Source organism: Wolbachia endosymbiont (group B) of Ablattaria laevigata (assembly GCF_964277395.1).
In the GTDB taxonomy this organism is placed as follows: domain Bacteria; phylum Pseudomonadota; class Alphaproteobacteria; order Rickettsiales; family Anaplasmataceae; genus Wolbachia.
Genome location: NZ_OZ195519.1, coordinates 311,087 through 333,233, shown reverse-complemented (window position 1 = coordinate 333,233; position 22,147 = coordinate 311,087). Strand labels below are relative to the sequence as shown.

General features: G+C 33.2%; 17 protein-coding genes. 8 read left to right on the top strand and 9 right to left on the bottom strand.

Annotation, left to right across the window (positions count from 1 at the left end):
• Positions 1-209: 209 nt before the first annotated feature.
• On the top strand, positions 210-671 hold the full coding sequence (dut, locus tag ACICP1_RS01635) for a dUTP diphosphatase (RefSeq protein ID WP_265041617.1): 462 nt from the start codon (positions 210-212) through the stop codon (positions 669-671).
• 226 nt (positions 672-897) lie between these two features.
• On the opposite strand, the gene nusB is transcribed toward dut, so the two are convergent.
• The 3 genes from nusB to yidC are packed head-to-tail and all read right to left on the bottom strand — an operon-like array spanning position 898 to position 3,495.
• Positions 898-1,380: a transcription antitermination factor NusB gene (gene nusB, locus ACICP1_RS01630; RefSeq protein ID WP_006014794.1), complete on the bottom strand. Its 483-nt coding sequence runs from the start codon at positions 1,378-1,380 to the stop codon at positions 898-900.
• Positions 1,380-1,808: a 6,7-dimethyl-8-ribityllumazine synthase gene (locus ACICP1_RS01625; protein WP_264682720.1), complete on the bottom strand. Its 429-nt coding sequence runs from the start codon at positions 1,806-1,808 to the stop codon at positions 1,380-1,382. Before ACICP1_RS01625 ends, nusB begins: the two co-directional genes overlap by 1 nt.
• Entirely contained in the window at positions 1,786-3,495 is a 1,710-nt protein-coding gene (gene yidC, locus ACICP1_RS01620) for a membrane protein insertase YidC (RefSeq protein WP_395460961.1), read from the bottom strand. Before yidC ends, ACICP1_RS01625 begins: the two co-directional genes overlap by 23 nt.
• 113 nt (positions 3,496-3,608) lie before the next feature.
• Here yidC and ACICP1_RS01615 point away from each other — a divergent pair, with 113 nt between their 5' ends.
• The gene (locus ACICP1_RS01615; protein ID WP_010401102.1) at positions 3,609-4,133 is read left to right on the top strand and encodes a TIGR02281 family clan AA aspartic protease; all 525 of its coding nucleotides are present in this window, start codon (positions 3,609-3,611) and stop codon (positions 4,131-4,133) included.
• Positions 4,134-4,138: 5 nt separating this feature from the next.
• Here the strand turns inward: ACICP1_RS01615 and secF are convergent, their stop codons facing one another.
• Both secF and dnaA read right to left on the bottom strand, forming a co-directional pair.
• Positions 4,139-5,014 carry a protein translocase subunit SecF gene (gene secF, locus ACICP1_RS01610; RefSeq protein WP_395460960.1) on the bottom strand — a complete coding sequence of 292 codons (876 nt, stop codon included), beginning with the start codon at positions 5,012-5,014 and terminating at the stop codon, positions 4,139-4,141.
• Between the two features lie 157 nt (positions 5,015-5,171).
• Complete coding sequence (gene dnaA, locus ACICP1_RS01605) at positions 5,172-6,554, bottom strand: chromosomal replication initiator protein DnaA (RefSeq protein WP_012481713.1); 1,383 nt, start codon at positions 6,552-6,554, stop codon at positions 5,172-5,174.
• Between the two features lie 326 nt (positions 6,555-6,880).
• On the opposite strand from dnaA, the gene ACICP1_RS01600 reads away from it, so the two are divergent.
• Positions 6,881-7,618, top strand: coding sequence for a glutamine synthetase (locus ACICP1_RS01600; protein ID WP_395460959.1), 738 nt, complete (start codon positions 6,881-6,883; stop codon positions 7,616-7,618).
• 3 nt (positions 7,619-7,621) lie between these two features.
• Here the strand turns inward: ACICP1_RS01600 and ACICP1_RS01595 are convergent, their stop codons facing one another.
• On the bottom strand, positions 7,622-8,272 hold the full coding sequence (locus tag ACICP1_RS01595) for a hypothetical protein (protein ID WP_395460958.1): 651 nt from the start codon (positions 8,270-8,272) through the stop codon (positions 7,622-7,624).
• A 161-nt stretch (positions 8,273-8,433) separates the two neighbouring features.
• Between ACICP1_RS01595 and ACICP1_RS01590 the strand changes: the two genes are divergently transcribed.
• From ACICP1_RS01590 to ubiA, 5 genes are all read left to right on the top strand, one after another.
• Positions 8,434-11,508: an efflux RND transporter permease subunit gene (locus ACICP1_RS01590; protein ID WP_395460957.1), complete on the top strand. Its 3,075-nt coding sequence runs from the start codon at positions 8,434-8,436 to the stop codon at positions 11,506-11,508.
• An 87-nt stretch (positions 11,509-11,595) separates the two neighbouring features.
• Complete coding sequence (gene nusA, locus ACICP1_RS01585) at positions 11,596-13,149, top strand: transcription termination factor NusA (protein ID WP_395460956.1); 1,554 nt, start codon at positions 11,596-11,598, stop codon at positions 13,147-13,149.
• Positions 13,150-13,156: 7 nt separating this feature from the next.
• The gene (gene infB, locus ACICP1_RS01580) at positions 13,157-15,478 is read left to right on the top strand and encodes a translation initiation factor IF-2 (protein WP_395460955.1); all 2,322 of its coding nucleotides are present in this window, start codon (positions 13,157-13,159) and stop codon (positions 15,476-15,478) included.
• Positions 15,479-15,487: 9 nt separating this feature from the next.
• Positions 15,488-15,838: a ribosome-binding factor A gene (locus ACICP1_RS01575; RefSeq protein ID WP_264374680.1), complete on the top strand. Its 351-nt coding sequence runs from the start codon at positions 15,488-15,490 to the stop codon at positions 15,836-15,838.
• Positions 15,839-15,841: 3 nt separating this feature from the next.
• On the top strand, positions 15,842-16,729 hold the full coding sequence (gene ubiA / locus ACICP1_RS01570; protein WP_395460954.1) for a 4-hydroxybenzoate octaprenyltransferase: 888 nt from the start codon (positions 15,842-15,844) through the stop codon (positions 16,727-16,729).
• Between the two features lie 498 nt (positions 16,730-17,227).
• On the opposite strand, the gene ACICP1_RS01565 is transcribed toward ubiA, so the two are convergent.
• From ACICP1_RS01565 to ACICP1_RS01555, 3 genes are all read right to left on the bottom strand, one after another.
• Positions 17,228-18,721 carry an ankyrin repeat domain-containing protein gene (locus tag ACICP1_RS01565; RefSeq protein WP_264719450.1) on the bottom strand — a complete coding sequence of 498 codons (1,494 nt, stop codon included), beginning with the start codon at positions 18,719-18,721 and terminating at the stop codon, positions 17,228-17,230.
• Positions 18,722-19,256: 535 nt separating this feature from the next.
• Entirely contained in the window at positions 19,257-19,664 is a 408-nt protein-coding gene (locus tag ACICP1_RS01560) for a reverse transcriptase N-terminal domain-containing protein (protein ID WP_395460953.1), read from the bottom strand.
• Positions 19,665-20,315: 651 nt separating this feature from the next.
• Positions 20,316-22,043, bottom strand: a complete 1,728-nt coding sequence (locus tag ACICP1_RS01555) for a hypothetical protein (RefSeq protein WP_395460952.1) — start codon at positions 22,041-22,043, stop codon at positions 20,316-20,318.
• Between the last annotated feature and the right edge of the window lie 104 nt (positions 22,044-22,147).

Genomic DNA, 22,147 nt, shown 5'->3' with positions numbered 1-22,147 from the left:
AAAAAAGACATGCAGCCACTATAATTTCGCCAATAAGTACCTTAAGTTTTTTACTGAGTTTTTGTCTGCAGGTCAAAAACAAGTTTTGAGTCATAAACACCCTTAATGTCATGATAAGGAAAGCTCGCAACATTTGTCAAGTAGTTTTCTTATCTTTTACAGGCATAATTTACATGCTACAATCAAATTTTCATAACTGGTGAACAAAAATGCAAAGAGATAAAATTAAAGTAGAAATAAAAAAGTTATCACATGGCGAAAGCCTGCCTCTTCCCTGTTATGCAACTATGCAGAGTGCTGGCATGGATCTTTATGCTGCATTGGACGACTCTGTTATTTTAAATCCACTTGAAAGGTTACTTATTCCAACTGGCATTGTAATTGCAATACCAAACGGTTTTGAAGGGCAAGTTCGCCCACGTTCTGGACTTGCTGCAAAACATGGAATCACTGTCTTAAATTCTCCGGGCACTATAGACTCCGATTATCGAGGTGAAGTTAAAGTTTGCCTAATCAATCTAAGTAATCAGCCATATGAAATAAAAAGAGGAGATAGAATTGCACAAATCCTTATTTCTCCTGTATCTCAGGTAATTTGGGATGACAGAGAAGAATTCTGCACAGAAGAAACCGGTCGCAATGCAGGGGGCTTTGGCTCAAGTGGCAGGTAACTTACGAAAAAGCTTGACTATGGTGTCATCCCAGTCTGGGATCCAGGAATTTTACTAAGTTGGTAAGCATAAAAGCAGCCATTTTATGTTAAAATACAACGTTTTGATGATTATGAAAAAGCTGGATTCCAGACTGGAATGACACCGCCTGCCACGCAAATTGCAATGTTCATACAGCTATGTGTCAGCTACTCGGATGACACCCTGTGTTTGCTGGCTATAATTGCTAAGGATTTTTATTTAGTCTGACTGCATCCTTTACCTTATCTAACAACCCATTAATAAAGCCAATTTTGTTTGGAGCATCAAGTAAATCAGATGCAATGTTAGTATATTCATTAATAACAATTGGTGCTGGTGTATCAAAATCAATTAACTCACATACTGCAATACGCAAAATAGATAAGCTTATAAGATTTAATCGTGAAAGTGACCAGCTTGGGTGTAAATAAGACTCTATTATTTTATCATATTCTTCACTGCTTTTTATAACCTTACATAACAAATTTTCTAAGAACTGATGTTCAAATTCTTCACATTCAAATATATCTTTCAACGTACTTATGTAGTCCTTAAGCTCACAATTTTCCAATTTAAAAGTGCTTTTGTTGTAACTTACAAAAATATTTGAATAAGCAATTTGTACAGCAAGAAATCTTGCCGTACTTCTTTTTATGCGCCACTTTTTATCTACTGGTTTTTCCTCCATTATTTTAATTTATTGTGTAGATCTATCATATGCAAAACAGTTGAGGCTGCATGGCCACCAACGTTCTTTTTATTTTTGTCAGCTCTAATTAGTGCTTTATCTTTGCTGTCAGCGGTAATTACGCCCATACCAAGGGGTATTGCATAATGCATAATAACTTCATTTAAGCCTTCGATTACTCCTTTACAAACGTATTTATAATGATCAGTTTCACCACGAATTACACATCCAAGAGCTAAATAACCATCATAATTAGTATTCTTGCCTTTGACCGCAAAGAGAATTGTAGCTGGTATCTCAAATGCACCGGGAACCTCAATTACATCGTAACTTGCGCTGCTGCCTTTTAATTTATCGGTTGCACCTTCAAGCAAAAGGTTTGCTATTTCAGTATAATAAACTGAATTAACTATTAGTATTTTCGACATTCATTCCTACTTTTCTTGTTAAAAGCAACTTTATTAATGATTGTTGAACCAGAGTTATAATATTACTAAATATCCAATATATTACCAGGCCGGCAGGAAAAGAAGAAAAAATAAAGACAGAAATGTAAGGTAAAAACTTCATAACATTTACTTGAATATCATCTTTACTGGTTTGATCGTTCTCACTTAGCTTCTGCTGAATTATCATGGTAGCGCCGAAAATTATAGGTAAAATGCCTATAGAAATAGGAAAGTTATAATTAAACAACCCAAATAATGTAAAAATGTTTGTTGGATCAGAAGCTGAAAGATCCTTAATCCATAAATAAAAAGGGGCGTGTCTCATCTCTATAGTAACAAATAATACTTTATACAGAGCAAAAAATACTGGTATTTGTATGAGCATAGGGAAAATGCTCGACATTGGATTTACATTGTTTCTCTTGAACAACGCAATTGTCTCTTTGTGCTGCTTTAAGCTGTCATTTTTGTACAACTCTTTTATACGAGTTAATTCAGGCTGCAGGCTTTTCACCTTGAACATCGAAATATATGATCTATTAGATAAGGGAAGCATCAAAAGTTTGATTACTAAAGTTAGCAATAATATTGCTAAGCCAAAATTTTTCAAAACAAAGTTAAAATATTCAAGCAGTAAAAACACTGGCTTGGTTATAAAATAAAGTACACCAAAATCTACAGCCTTATCAAATAAAGGTATATTAAGAGTGTCTTTATAAGAATCAAGTAAATTCAACTTCTTTGCCCCAGCAAAAAAGTAGTTCAGAGTAGAAACACTTGCACCAGGGAGTATGTGTTTGTAAGGTTTAACAAAATCTACTTGAAACTTATCAATGTTATTAACATTCGTATACTTAATACTTACATTTATTTGATCAGATTTTTCAGGTATGATAGCTGTAAACCAATATTTATCAGCAAAACCAAACCAACTTTTTTCACTTGTGCTGGCCTTTATTAAACGTTTCTTGGAAATATCCTTATATGTCCACTCCTCTAGTTTATTGTTAAATGCACCTAGTACTCCTTCATGTGATATCCAATAGGATTCGTTAATATTATCACGTTTACGATTGATTTTACCATAGGGAACCAAAACTACATTATCTTTTGTATTGTTTTCAATAATTTGCTCAACTTTAAACATGTAGTTATCGTCAAGGCTAATTTTCATTCTAAATAAAATGCCATTTTCATTATCCCAAAATAAATTGACCTCTTTTTGATTGAGTTTATCTGCTTGCCATACTGTTTTAGAATCTGGAACTTTAATCTTTTCATTCGGATCGAGCCACCCAAATTCTGCGAAATATACATCTTTTGATTCTGCAGGTGACAGTAACACCACTTGTGGAGAAGAAGAACTCGGTTCTAAGTGGTAGTTAGTTAAGATTAAGTCATCAAACCTTGCACCTTTCAGAGAAATTGATCCTTCAAGCATGTTATTGGTTAAATTAACTCTCTGTTCTCTAGTAGAATTAATAATTTCAGAACGATTTTGGTATATCATAGGAGCAAGGTCGTTAGAAGATTCGATATGTTCAATATTTTCAATCGATGGTTGGCTTTGGCTCGTGTTAAGAAAATTATCATAAATAATATGCCATAATACTATAATCAATATAGAAAGAATTGTTGCTAAAATTAAATTTTTTGCTTCTGACATGAAATTAAATCGAACATACCTCCTTAAAGTATATATTAAATATTGTACTAAAACAATAAAATTTACTTATTTTTAATAATAGCTTTTAACGCTAATCTTAAAAATTTACTCTTATGGCTTCAAATTTTAATAATATGAATGCAGCAAAAAATCTAGTTATTTGGCTACTGATAATAGTCATTACTGCAATGTTTATTGATTCACAAGGGGATAAACTAAGCAATAGGTTTCTGAGCACTTTTCTACCGTACAAAGGAAGGGTTCAAAATGGCGGAAGTATCGAATTTACAAAGTCATACGATGGACATTTTTATATTCAAGCTCAAGTCAATGATCGTAATATAACGTTTTTGCTTGATACCGGAGCAACTGATATTGTTCTATCGCAAAAAGATGCGTTACATGCTGGTATTAACTTACAAAACATTCAAGACTTTAAAATATATGAAACTGCAAAAGGTCAAATAAAAGCTGGAGTGGTTCAAATACCTCAAGTTAAAATAGGAAATTTTTTAATTAATGATGTGCACGCTAGTGTTAATACTCACTCTATGTCCCATTCATTACTTGGTATGAGCTTTTTGAGATATTTTCATTTCACTATTAGGGATAACAAGCTAATATTATATCGTAGTTAAACGTTCTATACTCTACTTATCAACGCTCTGCAGGTCAATATAGGAGCAGAGATAAATATTGCGGAACAGGTGCCGATTGCAATGCCAAAAGAAATGATTAAGCAGAAGTCTCTGACCACACCTGTACAAATCAGCACTAAAGGAAGAGCGGCAAGAAGAGTAGTACCTGAAGTTAACATAGTGCGAAATAGCGTCGAATTAATGCTGGCATCAACTACTTCACCTATTTTTGCATTTTTTCCACTTTTTTGATACTCTCGAATCCGATCATATATAACCACTGAGTTATTGATTGAGTAGCCAATTACGGTAAGGAGAGCTGCAACTGATGAAATATTAAACTCAATACTCGTTAAACTGATAAAGCCAAGAGTTAAAATCACATCATGGATCAGTGCCATTATTCCACCAAGTCCACACTGCCAGTTAAATCTAAGCCAAACATAAAAAAATATTCCAATAATTGCAATTAACATGGCTGATATCCCTTCAAATATCTGCGTTGAGCCTATTTGTGGACCAACATAATCTATTTTGCGATAAGTTACTAAACTACCTAATTTGCTCTCTAATATACTTTTAACCTTTTTAATTTTATCTTCATCTCCCTCATCTTTAAACCGCACAACTAAGTTATCACCAGCTTTTGAACTCTGTATCGTAAATCCACTCTCTTTTAATATACCGAGAATAGCATCATCCTTGCTTGAAGATTTTATCTCTATCAAAATTCCACCTGTAAAGTCTATACCCAAATTCATTCCTCGCAGCATAAAAGTAAGCATTGAAAAAATGATAAGAATAACGCTAACAAGTGCTGTCAAATTTCTATATTTACTAAATTTTATATCAAGATTATCTGGAATAAGTCTAATTGCCATATTTCCTACTTAAATTGTGATTTTATATACTTTTTAAGCAATCGACTAGCTATTTTCTCTTAGCTTATACTAATAATGATCTTTGATTTACTTAATCTACTTGAAAAAGATATTTGATCAAAAAAATGAAAACAGCCTGGTTGTCATTAATAAAGTGCTACTTAAACATCTTTTTTAATCGATTGATTTCATCAGCAAATTTTGGGTCAGTTCTTATGAAATTTTCCACTTGTTTGACTGCGTGTATAACAGTAGCATGATCTCTACCACCAAAATTTCTTCCAATATCTGGTAAACTTTTTTGCGTAAACTTCTTTGCGAAATACATAGCTATTTGTCTCGGCCTCGCAAGACTGCGGAGCCTTCTATTAGATTGCATATCTGCAATCTTTATATTGAAAAATTCAGCTATTTTTTTCTGTATTTCTTCTATTGTGATTGACCTATGATTTGACCTAAGAAGATCAATTAGGGTCTCACTAGCTGATTCTACTGTCATGCTTCTTCCAATTAAAGAGGTATGAGCAACCTTATTTAATGCTCCTTCTAGTTCTCTTATATTGGATTTTATATTCCTTGCCAAAAATTCTAGGACATCCTTGGGAACATACATATTCATTCGTTCCACTTTCGCCTGCAATATACCAAGTCTTAATTCAAAAGTTGTTTCATTAATATCTGCAACTAATCCCCAACCAAGTCGTGATTTTATTCTTTCTTCTACTCCATCAAGATCACTAGGAGACCTATCAGCTGATATAACCAATTGTTTATTTTGGTCTATCAATGCATTGAAAGTGTGAAAAAATTCTTCTTGTGTACTATCTTTACCACTGATAAATTGCACATCATCTACCATCAATACATCTACTGATCTAAATTGCTCTTTAAATAACATAATATCTTTGCTCCGCAGCGCCGTAATATATTGATACATAAATTTCTCTGCTGATAAATATACCACTTTTCTTTTTGCTGACGGAGAATTGACTATGTCCCAAGCTATAGCATGCATTAAATGTGTTTTACCAAGTCCCACTCCACCATATAGAAATAAAGGGTTGCTTCCTGATATTGGATCTATAGATTCCGCTACACGCTTTGCCGCTGTAAATGCTAACTCATTTGACTTTCCTACCACAAAATTATCAAAAGTGAATCTGGTATCTAGTGGTGAACCAAGATTATGATTATTTTCCTCTCTATTTTTTAGTATCGTATTAGAATTTGAATTTCTTTCTTCAATTAATTGAATATCAATAGAACATACACTTTGATCTTCGCTTTGCCATAATGACAATATTTTTTCCATGTAGTGAACTGTAATCCACTCCTTTATAAATCTTGTTGGTACAGACAACAAAACTTCTCCATTTCTGTTGCTGATAAATCTTAGTGAACTCAGCCAGCTGTTATATGTTGCTTCTCCATAGAGATTATGGAGATAATTTTGGATTTTTTCCCAAGTAACATTGTGGTCCGTTACTGTAATAATCTGATCAAAAAACATAGTAGAAACCTTAGGGTTAGTTAAGTTCATATACCACACCAAGAAAGAACAATAATCAGAAAGATGCAAGATAATCAATAGCTTACTGTAAGATAAAAAGCTAACACTACTTAATACATATCTAAAATTATGAGGATTTTTTGACGAGTTGTAAAGAGTATAAAAGCACTAAAATTGATCATTTTTTTGAAATAAAAACAATCAATTTGTAAATGTCGCTTGTACCGAGGATTAGAAGTATGTTATTAAAAAATAGTAATATATTATGTATAAATAAGATATTAAATTTACTGATAAATAAGTAAAGTACTTGTATAAATATAGCTGATTTAGTATAAATTTATTGAAGTAAATTTGTGATTATATTAAGTAATTTGAGTCATAATACTGTATTCGGTATTGAACTGGAGTTTTACACTGAGGGAATAAAAAAAGAATATTTATTTCTGAATAGCATCAAAAATAAAATAGCTTCTCTTGGATTTTTTTGTGAGAAAGAGAGTTCTTTAAACCAATATGAGATAAAAAGTGATTGTTATACGAGTCCTGATAATTTAATTATGCATTTTGAGTTAGTAAAAAAATTACTGATTGGAACAGCACAAGAGTTCGATGGTAATGTTTCTTTTAAAGCAAAACCTTATTTGGATAGAGCAGGCAGCGCACTAAATGTACATGTTAGCCTCATGGATTCAAATAATCATAACTTATTTTATGGCAATAAGCAAAAATATAGTGACCACCTGATTCACAGCATAGGTGGATTATGTGCAATGATGAAAAAACATATGCTATTTTTTGCTCCAAATGATGATTCATATTTAAGATTTCAGTACCCAGATATTCATACTCCAACTACGATTAGTTGGGGAGTGAATAACAGAACTGCTGCGATAAGAATTCCCTATTTTGGCAACGATTCCAAAAGATGCCGCCTAGAGCACCGTGTTCCTGGAGCAGATTGTAACCTTGAAAAAGTACTCACAGCAATAATTGAAGGTATAGTTTTTGGTATAGAGAACAAAATTGCTCCGCCAAATAGAGTGTATGGCATTGCATCTGATCCTCAATATAAGATGGAGAGTTTGATATAGCAACTACCTGTTAAACCCTAACCCATTAAACTCCTTTGAGGTAATTGGCCATTCTAGCACTTTCCTCACATCATTATTTACATTCCCATACTGTAATAGCAAGTCTGCAGCAGATAGTTTCTGCGTACTTTTAGATGATCCAAGCCCTATATTGGTAAGGTTGCTCGGTGGCTGCTCAGGAAGTGGATTACCAAGTGCATCCATGTGTTTAGGTAAAGGTTCCATAACAATATTTGTAGCACTAGAAACGAAATGACTATCTGTAGTATCAGCACTTTTAGAAAGTGAATTACCTTTGAAATCCATATGTTTAGGTAGTCCATTTTTCATTTCTTCTTCTGCTCTTTTATTTTTTAATTCTTCTTCTAGCTCAGTTTCAGTTCTTTTTGGTTCTTTTACGGTATCTTTTTCTTCACCTTCATCAACACTGCTATACCCTTCATCTTCTGACATATCATCAGTTTTAACAGACTTAGCTCCTGCTTTATTAAGCAATGAAAGTAATGCGTAAGTAACTGCAGCAGCAGTAACTATAATGGCTATCTTTGCAGCAATGTGAATCACTGTTAAAAATACTAAAGTTGATGAAACACCAACCAACCCAGATACGATCACTTTATTCTTGCCTTCTGTCACACTTAAAACTGATACCATAATAATCCCTCGAATACCATACTAAAGTCATATTATATAGAAATTTTCTTACGCTTGCAAAATTGTAAAAATTTTAATCATTTACATAAAGCTATATAAGGATTAATTAATATATAATTTATCTTAGCTATAATATGATGTAAATACGTATAATGTCCGGAATGAAAAGCTTAATTATAGAGAGGAATAGAACAGTAATATTATTGCTTATCGTGATTTTTACCTTCGGCTCATACACTTATATAAAAATGCCAAGAGAAAGCAATCCTGATATACAGATTCCTATAATTAGCGTATTTGTCGGGTTTCCTGGTATTTCTGTCGAGGATAGTGAAAAGCTATTAGTGCTTCCTATAGAAAATGAACTAAGATCTATCGAAGGTGTAAAAGAATTGAGAGCTTTTGCAACTAATGATGGTGCTCACATGATACTCGAATTTAGAACAGAGTATGATAATAAAGAAGTGCTCGATAATGTCCGTTCAAAGCTTTTAAACATAAAATCAAAATTACCTATTGAAGCAGAATCTCCAATAATCAATGAAATAAACTTGAGCTTATTTCCGATACTAAACGTTGGCTTGATTGGTAATTTGCCGGAAAGAACTTTAACTGAAATAGCACGCAAACTAAAGAAAGAAATAGAATCTCTGCCAAATGTTCTTAAAGTTGAAGTAGCAGGTATGCGTAAAGAAACAGTGGAAGTTATAATTGAGCCCACAGTTCTAACAAAATATAACATTCAATCAAATGAGATATTTCAAGCTATATCAAACAACAACAGATTGGTAGGAGCCGGATCACTAGAAAATGATACCGGTAAATATTCGATTAAAATATCAGGGTTATTAAAAGACATAGAAGATATTATGAATATTCCTATTAGATCTCAAAGTGATGCAGTTTTGAGAATCAAAGATATAGCAAAAGTATACCTTGGGTTTGAGGATCACCAAGGATTTGCTCGTATTAATGGACTACCTAGCATTGTACTAGAAATTTCAAAACGTAATGGAAAAAACATAATAGACACGGTAAATCAAGTAAAATACTTAATGGACAAAGCAAAAGATCAATTACCTGAAAATTTAAAAGTAGTTTATTTGAATGACCAGTCAAAAAATGTACGTGATGTGCTTGACGACTTGGAAAATGGTATAATATTTGCCGTATTACTAATATTAACCATAATAATGCTCTTTATGGGAACAAGGGCTGCTATTCTTGTTGCACTATCAATACCTGGCTCCTTTCTAATAGGAATAATGGCTCTTTACCTCATGGGTATTACTCTAAATATAGTTGTGCTCTTCAGTTTAATTATGGCAGTTGGCATGCTGGTTGATGATGCAATTGTAATCAGCGAATATGCTGATAGAAAGATGATTTGTGGCATGGATAAAGTAGAAGCCTTTTGCACCTCAGTTCATGATATGTTCTATCCAGTTTTATCATCAACATTGACTAAATTAGCAGTGTTTTTCCCTCTGTTACTCTGGCCCGATACAGTCGGTAAATTTATGCAGTACATACCAATTACAATAATTCTAACTTTAACTGGATCGCTAATTATGGCTTTGGTTTTTATACCAACACTTGGTGCAATATTTGGTAAACCTTCCATAACTTCAAAAAAAGAAATAATAAGAATGAGTGCTATAGAAAGTGGTGAGATAAAAAATACTGGGCTTATAATAAGAACTTATGTACGTATGTTAGAGAAAGTCTTAGATCACCCCAAAAAATTTGTATGTGTTGTTGTGTTTGTTTTATTTTTGTCTAGTATATTATATTTTACTTTTGGTCCTGGATTAAAGTTCTTTCCGAATGTAGATTCAGATAACATTTTAATCAGCGTTAAAGTAAAAGAAAGCTTATCAGCAAAAGAACGAGATTTGATACTTAAGAAAGTAGAAGAACGTATTTTGGGTGTTGAAAAGGAAATTTATGTTTTTTATGCTCGATCAGGAAAATTTTCAGACAACGTTATTGCCAAAATTCAATTGGAACTTGTAGATTGGCGCTGCAGGCGCAAAGCTACGCAAATACTAAATGATATAAGGAGTAGTGTACAAAACATAAAAGGAGTAATAATTGATGTACAGGAACAAAAGTCAGGACCATCAGCTGACAAGCCAATACAAATTAACTTAAGCGGAAGTGCATCCAACTTGAATTCAGTAGCAGAGAAAATCCTAAAAATTATGGACCAACCTTCATCTGGATTTATAAATATTCAAGATAGTAGATCAGCACCTGAAATAGAGTGGAATATGAGTATTGATAAGAGTAAGGCTACAAGCTCTGGAGTAAGTGTTGCAACCATCGGTGATTTTATAAAGATGGTTACAAATGGAGTATTAATTGGAAAATATAGACCAAATAACGCAGATGAAGAAATTGATATTGTACTACGCTTTCCCAGAAAGAATCGCAACATGAAAACTATAGATAACCTTTTTATTAATACAGCAAATGGACCATATTCTATGAGTAGCATAGTGAAATACGTTCCCGAAAAAAAGGCAAATAAACTAAGTAGGATTGATGGATCACGCACAGTAACAATCTCTGCTGACGTTGATACTGGCTATCTTGTTGATGAAAGAGTTAAGTTCATTCAAAATTCGATTACTCAAGACTGTAGTAAAGGAGTAAAGATTGATTTCAAAGGTGATAAGGAAGATCAACAAAAATCAGGAGCATTTTTATTAAAGGCTTTTATATTAGCAATTACATTGATGATATTGGTGCTAGTGGCACAGTTTAACAACATATACTATACATTTATCGTAATGACAGCAGTGTTTTTATCAACGACATGTGTATTTTTCATTTTCTTTCTTATTCAGAAAGTTTTTGTAGTTGTCATGTGTGGAGTGGGGATAATTGCTTTAGCAGGAATTATAGTGAATAATAATATACTATTGCTTGATGCCTTTCATCAGCAAATTAAGGTGCGCAAAAATAACATTAAGCAATGTATAATAAACGCTTCAATTTCTCGCATCAGGCCAATACTACTTACCGTTGCAACTACAGTTCTTGGTTTAATACCGATGATTACTAGGTTAAATATCAGTTTTTTTACGCTACAAATCACATATGATGCTCCATCAAGCCAGTGGTGGGTTGATATTTCAGCAACCATAGCAAGTGGAATATTGGCTGCAACGGTCTTAACTTTACTCTTTACTCCGGCATTGCTTATCATACAAAGACATGAAAAAACTTGACTTAAATTAGCAATCATTTAACATTTAAGATAGCGTTCTTTACCTGTTGAAGCTATAATTATAACTAATTAAATTGGATTTATTTATATGATTGCTAATCGTAAAAGCAGTGTTAAGCAGAAAAGCAACAAGAATAACATAGTTGGAAGCCTTGATGTAATAAAAACAGCGGGAGAGCTCTCACTTCAAAAAGGTTTGGATTTTAATATTATAATAAATGCACTTAAAAGTGCTATCGAAGCAGTAGCTCAACAAAAGTATGGTAGCAAAAGTAAAATTGTAGTTAATATAGATAGAAACACAGGCAAAGTTACCTCATATAGACAACTAAAAGTCATTAATGATGAATCAAATGAAAATGAGTGTGACTTAATTAAGTTGACACAAGCTAAGTTAATAAAAGAAGATGCAAAAGTTGGAGATACTATTAGTGAGTTGATTTCTCTTAACACTGATCTTGTTTCAGCAAGAATTGCCCAGCAAAAGATTTCTGAAATAATCAAAAATGAAGAGTTAAAAAAGCAATATGAGGAATTTAAAGATAAGGTAGGAGAAATGAGGTATGGCATCGTTAAACAAGTAGAATATTCAGATCTTATTATAGACATAAACGGAATTGGAGCATACCTCCCTTTACGAAACTTAATTGGTGGTGAGTCATTTCGTGAAGGCGATAAGGTTAAAGCTTACATACAGGCTGTTAAGCGCTCTGACGATGGACGTCAAATCATTCTTTCTAGGACTCATGAAGGCTTTTTAGAGGCATTGTTGAATCAAGAAGTACCAGAAGTTGCTGACGGATTGATAACAATTAAAGGTATAGCTAGAGACGCTGGTTCAAGATCTAAAGTTGCTGTTTTTTCATCTGATAAGAATATCGATCCAGTAGGTGCTTGCGTTGGAGTTAAAGGAGATAGAATAAAAACTATTATATACGAATTAAACGGTGAAAAAATCGACGTCATACATTACTCATCAGATTTGGGTCAATTTGTTATTAAAGCCATTACTCCTGCAGAAGTATCAAAGGTCATTATTGACGAAAATGAAAATTGTATAGAGTTAATAGTTGCTGAAGATCAATTGAGTTTAGCTATAGGAAAAAAGGGTCAGAATGTAAGATTAGCTTCAGAGCTTGTTGGATGGAAAATTGAGATATTAAGCACTCAGCAAGAATCAGAAAGAAGAAACAAAGAATTTAGTCAATGTTCAGTTTTATTTGCTGAAGCTTTAAACTTAGAAGAGATTATGGGCCAATTATTGGTAACAGAAGGTTTTTCAAGTGTAGAAGATATATCTAACACTTCAATTAAGGAACTTGCTTCAATAGAGGGCTTCAATGAAGATATTGCAAATGAACTTCATAATAGAGCAAATAATTACCTGAAAGCAGAGAATGATAGAAAAATAGAAGAGCTAAAAAATTTAGGTATGGAAGACGATGTAATCAACTTAGCCTTATCAATAGATAATAAAATTGCTCTTAGTAAACATAATATTAAAACTTTAGAGGACATAGCAGATTTATCAAATTATGAGTTTTGTAGCATACTCTCTTCCTCAACTAATAATAAAGACAATCTAAAAGATACAGCAGATTTAATAATCATAGAAGCACGTAAAAAGCTTGGATTAATATAAAAACAATATGAATAATGAAGATATCAGTAATAAAAAATTAACCCTACAAGGCTTAAGCAAGCTTAAATTAGACATTAATTTAAACTCTTTAGATAGTCAAAGTACTGGTACTACAATAGTAAAAAAAAGAAGAAAAATTCATTCTGCAGAAGAATATAGTTTATTTGACGAGAGTAAATTAGGCTCTTTAACTGAAAAAGAACAAATTTCCCGCATTAATGCTGTACAGAATGCTACTTTGCTGAAAGAAAGGAATCAGAGAGAACAAGAAGAGAAAATAAAAAAAGAAGAAAGCAATCAAGAAGCTGAAGATAAAAATGAATCACACTCTGTACCTAAAGAAATAAATAAGGAAGTTTTAAGTAATACTAACTCAGTTGAACAAAAAGAAGATAGTATTGAATATGAGAAAAATGATAAAAAGTCTTTTAAAGCTAGCAAAGATATATACTCTAAGCATTCTAAGCTAGTAATTACACAGGCAATAGATGAAAGAAATGAACACCTCCCTGTATTTAAGCAAAAATTTGGTATAAGAAGTAAACAATCAAAGTTTACTAAGGGTAAAAATATAGCAAGAGAAGTTATTATACCAGACAAAATAACTATCAGGGAGTTATCTATTCGTATGGCAGAAGATAGCAAGAGTGTGCTAAAAATGCTCAAAGAAGAAGTTGGGGAGAGCTATAGAGTAGATGATCTAGTAGATCCAGATATAGCATGCGAAATAGCAAAAAAATTTAATCATACGGCTAAACGAGTAAGTGATGCTGATAAAGAAAAGAATTTACTCTTCATAAGCAACAGAGAAAACTTACCTAAAAGACCAAAACCACCTATCGTTACTTTTATGGGACATGTGGATCATGGTAAAACATCATTGCTTGATGCATTTCGTGAATCCAATGTTGCAGAAAGAGAGTCAGGTGGCATCACTCAACATATAGGTGCTTATCAATTAACGACAAAAAATAAGCAAAAAATTACTTTCATTGATACACCAGGGCATGAGGCGTTTACTGCAATGCGTGCACGTGGTGCCAATATTACTAATATAGTTGTGATAGTAGTTGCAGCTGATGATGGAATCATGAAACAAACAGTTGAAGCAATAAACCATGCAAAAGCAGCAAATGTCTCTATTATAGTTGCCATTAATAAAATTGATAAATCACAACCTGGCGATGTAGAAAGAATAATTAATAGTTTGCCTCAGTATGACCTCATCCCCGAAGAACTTGGTGGTGATGTTATAATTGTGCCAGTATCAGCAAAAAAGAAAATCAACTTAGATAAACTAGAAGAGGCAATTTTATTAATTGCTGAATTAATGACGCTAGAAGGAATAGAGGATTGTCGAGCACTTGGATGGGTAATAGAGTCCAAAATAGATAAAGCTAAAGGAATATCAGCTACATTAATAGTTGAAGAAGGGACATTAAAGATTGGTGACATATTGGTAGTTGGTACAACATACAGCAAAGTACGCAGTATGGTTAATCACCTTGGTCAAAGAGAAAAAGCGTCACTACCTTCTACTCCAGTTGAAGTTACTGGTTTAAATGGTGTACCAAATGCTGGAGATAAATTTGTTGTTGTAAACTCTGAAAGGCAGGCTCGTGAAATTGTTGAATACAGGTTAGAATTAATCAAGAAAAAGCAAGAAGATTTAGACGACAGTAATTTAGATATATTCAGTCGTAATGATAGTGAAACAGAAGAACTATCTGTAGTTTTAAAGTGCGATGTCACTGGTTCTATTGAAGCAATATCAAGCTCAATTGATAAGCTTGGGAAAGAGCAAGTGAAATTAAATATTCTACACAAAGCAGTAGGAGGAGTAACAGATTCAGATGTGCTGCTTGCAGAAGCATCAAGCGCAGTAATTTTAGCTTTTAATGTAAAAGTGGATTCAAAAATAAGAGAATTAGCAAAACAAAAAGGTATAGAAATACATACTTACAATATAATATATGAGCTTATTGAAGACATGAGGATGTATCTAACTAAAATGTTAAAGCCTGTTACACGAGAGGTTCGTGTTGGTTCTGCATCTGTAAGGCAAATATTTAATGCATCCAAAGCCGGTAATATAATCGGATGTTATGTCACTGATGGAGTTATAAAAAAAGATTCTTTAATTAAGGTAGTACGTGGCAGCAAATTGGTGCATGAAGGAAAGTTAAAAGCACTACGTAGATTTAAAGATGATGTTAAAGAAGTGGGTGTAAATTTTGAATGCGGAATATCGCTAGAGGGTAATATCGATATTAAAGTTGGAGACATTTTGGAAGCTTATCAATTAGTGCAAGAAGAAAGGAAATTATAGTAGCTGGATATGAAAAAGGAAATTAGAAACCTAAAAGTAGCATCGGTATTACATAGGGCAATATCAAAAGTCTTAATGGAAAGTAATGTTCTTAATGAAAAAGTAGTAGTATCTGATGTAAAGCTAAGCAAAGATTTGAAGAAAGCAGATGTATATATTGTGTTATCTTCATTGAACATCCAAAATGATAATGATGATATCAGCACTGTTGTTAATGAAATGAACCAATCTGCATGGTCAATACGTAAATCTATATTGTGTTATGTTGATTTGCGATTTATACCTGAGTTAGTTTTTAAGCCTGATTTAGCATTCGATAATTTTGTCAATGTAAGCAAAATATTACATAATCACACTTAATTAATGTATTTCAACCATTATTTCTCATTAATGAGAATACACAGTTTAACAGGTTTATGGCTTGTGCTATTTTCTAGCTTAAGCGGCATTCTTTTAGCCTCAACTTCTCTATCGTATCAGGCTCTTTTTCTCCTTGTTTTGTTTACTATAGGTGCATTTTTAATGAGACCCGCAGGGTGCATAATCAATGATATCTTCGATAGAGAAATAGATGCGCACGTTGAACGAACAAAATATAGGCCACTTGCAAGTGGTGCATTAAACATAAAGCAGGCTTTGGCTTTACTTTCACTGTTACTGTCTATTGCCCTGATAATCTTATTATTAACCAATAAAACTACTCTTATACTTGGAATAATTTCAATGTGCATGATAGTTATCTATCCCTTGCTAAAGCGTTACGTTTGGTGGCCACAATTATTTTTAGGGTTTACTTTCAACATGGGATCACTCATGGGTTCAGCAGCAATAACAAACCAGATTAGCATAGAATCCTTGCTATTTTATATAGGATGCGTCTTTTGGACGCTTAGTTATGATACTATATACGCTCATCAAGATAAAAAAGATGATGAGAAATTAGGAATGAAATCTACTGCATTATATTTTGGCAATACAACAAAATCTTGGTTGAAAAGATTTTATTTAATATCCTTAATGGCATGGTTGTACGCTGGTATACTATCATCATTAAATAACATCTTTTATATTGCTTTACTTGCCATAGGATTCATATTTCACCACCAACACAAAAATTTCAATCCAGACGATTCTAATCAATGCATGTCCATATTTAAAAATAATTCCCAGATAGGACTCTTGCTCTTTTTCGGTATCCTTTTAGATAGAATTGTAAATTCTACTTTTGTATCCGTTCAGATGCATGGCTAATGTGTAAATATCGAAGCAAAAATGTTGTCATTCCAGTGTCAAGTACTGGGATGACAGAGAAAGCATCATATTGGAATGACACCATTTATTTCTATGGCTGTCTTTTCTACCTTATTTTGTCACCCTGCTGAACGGATTCTACTTTTTAGAACATATCTTGAAAGGAAATCAGGAAGATAATATGATAGGATCAGTAAAAAATATATCCAGGTGATGTAAGTGACAAAGAATGGAAATTTCTTGAGCCAAGAGTTGCACAAGGTGTGGCCAAGAAAGCACAAAATAAGCAATTATTAATGTTATACAATACATAATGAAAGGTATTTGCCAGTAGAGCAAAAGATTTTCCTCTATGGAAGACAGTGTATGATTATTTTTTTAGGTGGCGTAATAGTCACACATTGCTTGAATGCATACAAAACAAAGGCTGGTGTGCCCATTGATGTTATAAGATCAAATTACCAACCTTTTACTAGATGAAATCAAAAAGCTAAGGAATTAAGCCTTACCTTGATTTATTAAACCTCTATCCTGAATTAAATGACCTTGAACAGAAGTATTACTTAAATAACTTTGAGGCTCTAAGTTTATTTGCTGTTCTTCAACTTCTAATGTACTATCTCTATTGTGTAATATCTGCTCTATTGATTGATTTACTATTAAATCTAGTTCCTTATTAAATATAACCATAAATTTGTTAAACTTCTTTGGACTTAACTTACCTGCTTCTCTATCGTGGCATGCTTGCTCTACATATGAGTTTAAAACTCCTGAAATGTCATTAAACTTACCACCCGTGATTTTTGCAGTAACCTCTTTCTGCATTTCTACACAATCAATATTTAACCGATGCATTGATATCCCAATTTTTAATGCAGCTTGCTCTACTACTTTCTCAAATTCCTCTATAATATTTAATGCATAGCCCTGCGCTTCTAATGGTGATATAGACTGAACTACTGTGGAAATATACTTCTGACCTGTGATTTTCCTTATAAATACATCTAATAAAAGAAGTATACCGTTGTTATCAATACCTTGAACTGTAATAGCTTTAGAAGGTTCCATACTTATAGCTGCCTTAAAAGGAGAAGAAACAAACTGAAAAATACCTTTAATAGTATCTACCGTAGTGTAAGCAAAAATATTGATAAATGAAGATGGCTTACTTGTTCCGCTTGTAACTCCTATTTTATCAGGACCTATCTTATCATTTTGCAACGAATTTTCATCTTCTTGTGCAATACTGAGGCGATTATGGACACGTGTTGATAGGGAGCTGCTTTCTTCTTGCAAGTTAAGATGTTGGGTGATTTCTTCATTTCTTCTTATTCTTTCTTCTAGAAGGTTTCGTATTTCTAAGCTGTTTTCTTCATTAAGCGTATTTGCTACGGCTAAAGCTCCTCTAGCATCAACATAATCACTTTTATCAAGAATGAGCTTAACTACACCCAAATTGCCACGAGCAGCTGCAGTATGCAAAGGTGTCCAACCATTCTCATCTTTAGCGTTAACATTAGCACGCTTATTTATAAAAAGACCAGCTACTTGTAAATTATCATGAAGAGCAGCCCAGTGCAGAGGAGTAGCGCCATCATTGTTCTTAGCATTAACATTGGCTCCTTTCTCTATAAGCTTTTCTGCTGTACCTAAGCAACCATTAAAAAAAGCAGCATAGTGCAGAGGGACATTGTCATATTTATTCTTCTCATTAACATTAGCCCCTTTCTCTATAAGCTTTTCTACTATACTGACATTCTGATTAAGAGCAGCCCAGTGCAGAGGAGTAGCGCCATGATTATTCTTAGCATTAATATCAGCTCCTCTCTCTATAAGCTTTTCTACTACCTGTAATTTATCTGCAAGAACAGCTAAATGTAGAGGAGTATTGCCTCTATTGTCCCTGGCATTAACATCATCCCCTTTATTGATAAGATCCGCAACTTGATTAGCATCTCCACTACGTACAGCAGCAAATAATTCATTAATCATTTAACCCTCGATAAAAACCACTCAATTTCAAAGTAAGAAAAAAATCTTTTTCTGAATAAAACAGCTACCTCATAATATAAAGAAAAATATTTTCACTATCATATTTATTATACATAAAAAATTAATAGCTCAATATACTTTTCATAAAATACTCCATCTCTAAAACTTGTCAATCCCTATTTAGAAGTTTTTTTGATAATCTTTAATGAAAGTTCTTAACGAATTAATACTGACTTAATAGTATATATTACTAATAACTTAGACAACACAATCACTTCCGCAACCAAAACCAGCTAGTGAGTTATCTAAGTGGAGAAAGTCACCTCTCCCCACTCGACTTCAAAACCGGACTTCCCATCATCCGGCTTCTCTCTAATTTGGTATACATACTTCCATGTAATTGATCGTGGCAGTGCTTATGAAGCAAGGATAGATTTTTCATGTTATTATTGCAATCTTGATGATGTACATGTGTTAAACCTAAACCAAAGATAACAATAATTACATTTACCTTGCTGTAACTTCAGTAATTTTATTACTCGTGATCTGGTAATTTACTTAAACGATTTCCCCAATATGGCCAATCTCCATCATACGGAGATCTATTTCCATTTACTTTGATATGTCGTTTAATAGCATGATCCCTATGTCTAATAAGATATAACTTGTTATTTACCATATATCTTATATTTAAGGAATTTGCTAATAGCAATCTTTCCTTTTTATTAAGATTAGACTTTCCATCAATGCCTGAAGTCTTTTTCCCTTTGTTATCCTGAGTTACCCTTCTAACAGCGAGCATTCTTGCACTTGTTGACTTTAGTAATAACCTCTGAAGATTATGCATCTTCATATCATTACATTGTGAAGCTCGGTAAATTCGTTTTTGTAGCTTAAATGAAGATTTCTCAAGCTTGCGCCAAATTCCATTCATACTTAACATTTTGTTGGCTCATAACATATTCACTACTATTCACAACTTTACCTTCCAAATTACAGTGTTTACGTCTGCATATCCCAAATATTACTTTAGGCATTAGCTTCTTAAACAATCCCTCCACATAGAAGCATTTAGTGGGCCACCTTCTTAGTTATCCTTTTTAAACAAAGGATAATAAGAGCTTCCATGTGGTTACTCCGTTCCATGAAATCTTTTCACGTTAGACTTAGGTTCTTACTATTTGCCGGGAGGTTGAAAACATCTTAATTAGACCTTCTCATTCTAATTATTCATCTCTCCGTACCTTTTGGTTTATGCGTCTCAACTTTATTTCGCATATCACAAATAACGACAATTCAGACATAAGTTCCTTTCGTAACCATATCTAACTTTCTTAGGGGGGTTTATTATAAAGTTTAATATTACCCCTTTTTAATCCATGCTTGCACCTTAGAAAATCGCCACTTTTCTAAAGTGTGGATTATGCTCTCAACCCGATGTTAAGGCGGATGGAATTTAACCATCACGATTTCATGACTTTCGGGTCGCACGTGAAGTGTTTGTTTTGGATGTGTTGGTATATTAAATGTTCTACACAAACTTTTCTTTATATTAATTTATTTTTTGATTTGACACACTTTTTTGAATGTTTTCTCAACATTTCATTACCTTCTCTCTTTCTCCATTTCCTGGCTCAATATTTACACATGACATTTTTCTTTGAGGATGCCTTGATAGTGGTTTATACCCAGAAGGTCCTGGCTGTGATTTTGATAAATCTTCTATTGCCTCAAATTTTCGCTTTTTCACTTGATAGGATTCATCTACTTTTTGACGGGTACTATAAGGAAAAAGGTTTGACTGCACTGTATCAAGCATTTCCTTACCACTATAGTTTGTCACAGTTTCAAGACACACCCTTTTGAACTCCTCAGAAGAATATGCATGGCTTTCAATTATATGGGAAGAAAGCATTTTATGATTATAAGCTGCTAACATTGCATATTGTTCTTTTGGTGATCCTGCTTTATCTAATAGAAATTCTAACACTTCAATATCAACTTCAGCAGCAGCTTCTCTAAATGCTTCATAATTATTGGCCGCCAACATTGCATGTCGTTTTTCTGGCGATCCTACTTTATCTAATAGAAATTCTAATACTTTAATGTCAACATGAACAGTATTTACCCTAAACGCTTCATAATTATTAGCCGCCAACATTGCATGTCGTTTTTCTGGAGATCCTGCTTTATCCAATAGTAGCTCCAACACTTCAATATTACCTTCACTGGCAGCTATTCTGAGTGCTTGACAAGCATTAGCCACCAACATTGCATATTGTTCTTCTGGCAATCCTGCTCTATCCAATAAAAACTCCAATGCTTTAATATTACTTTCAGCAGCAGCTTCTCTAAATGCTTCATAATTATTAGCCACCAACATTGTATGTCGTTCTTCTGGCAATTCTACTCTATCCAGCAGTAGTTTCAACACTTCAATATTACCATTACCGGTAGCAGCTACTCTAAATACTTCATAATTATTAGCTGCCAATATTTTACTCTGTACATCTAGTAATTTCGCTTTATCCAATAGAAACTCCAACGTTTTAATATTACCACTGTCAGCAGCTGCCCTAAATGCTTCATAATTCTCCACTGCTAACATTGCATGTTGTTCTTCTAGTGATCCTGCTCTATCCAGGAGCAACTTCGACACTTTAATATTACCTTCACTGATAGCTTCCCAAAACGCTTCGTAATTATTAGCCGCCAACATTTCACACTGTAAATCTAGTAGTTTCGCTCTGTCCAATAGAAACTCCAACGTTTCAATATCACCACCATCATTTGCAGCTTCTCTAAACGCTTCATAATCATTAGCCACCAACATTTCACGCTGTACATCTGATGATTCTGTTCTATTCAATAAAAGTTCCAGTACTTCAGTGTGCCCCGCATAAGCAGCTTTTCTAAATGCTTCATAATTATTAGCTGCCAACATTTTATACTGTACATCTAGTAATTTTGCTCTGTCCAATAGAAACTCCAATACTTTAATATTACTTTCAACAGCAGCTTCTCTAAATGCTTCATAATTCTTCACTGCTAACATTGCATGTAGTTCTTCTGGTAATTCTACTCTATTCAGCAGCAGCTCTAATACTTCAGCATTATCATTACTGGCAGCTTCTCTAAATACTTCATAATCATTAACTGCCAACATTTTATACTGCACATCTAGTAATTTTGCTCTGTCCAATAGAAATTTCAACATTTCAATATTACCTTCAGCAGCAGCTTCCCTAAATGCTTTATAATTATCAGCCGCTCTTAACATTTTATATTGAATATTTTTCTGTGATTGTTGTGTTTCGTTCATAAATTACCTCTAACCTATAGATACATTATGCAGCATAAATACTTAATAGTTTTTAACATTACTGTACTTACATTTTTGAGTACTATAAATGCTTATATTTTTTT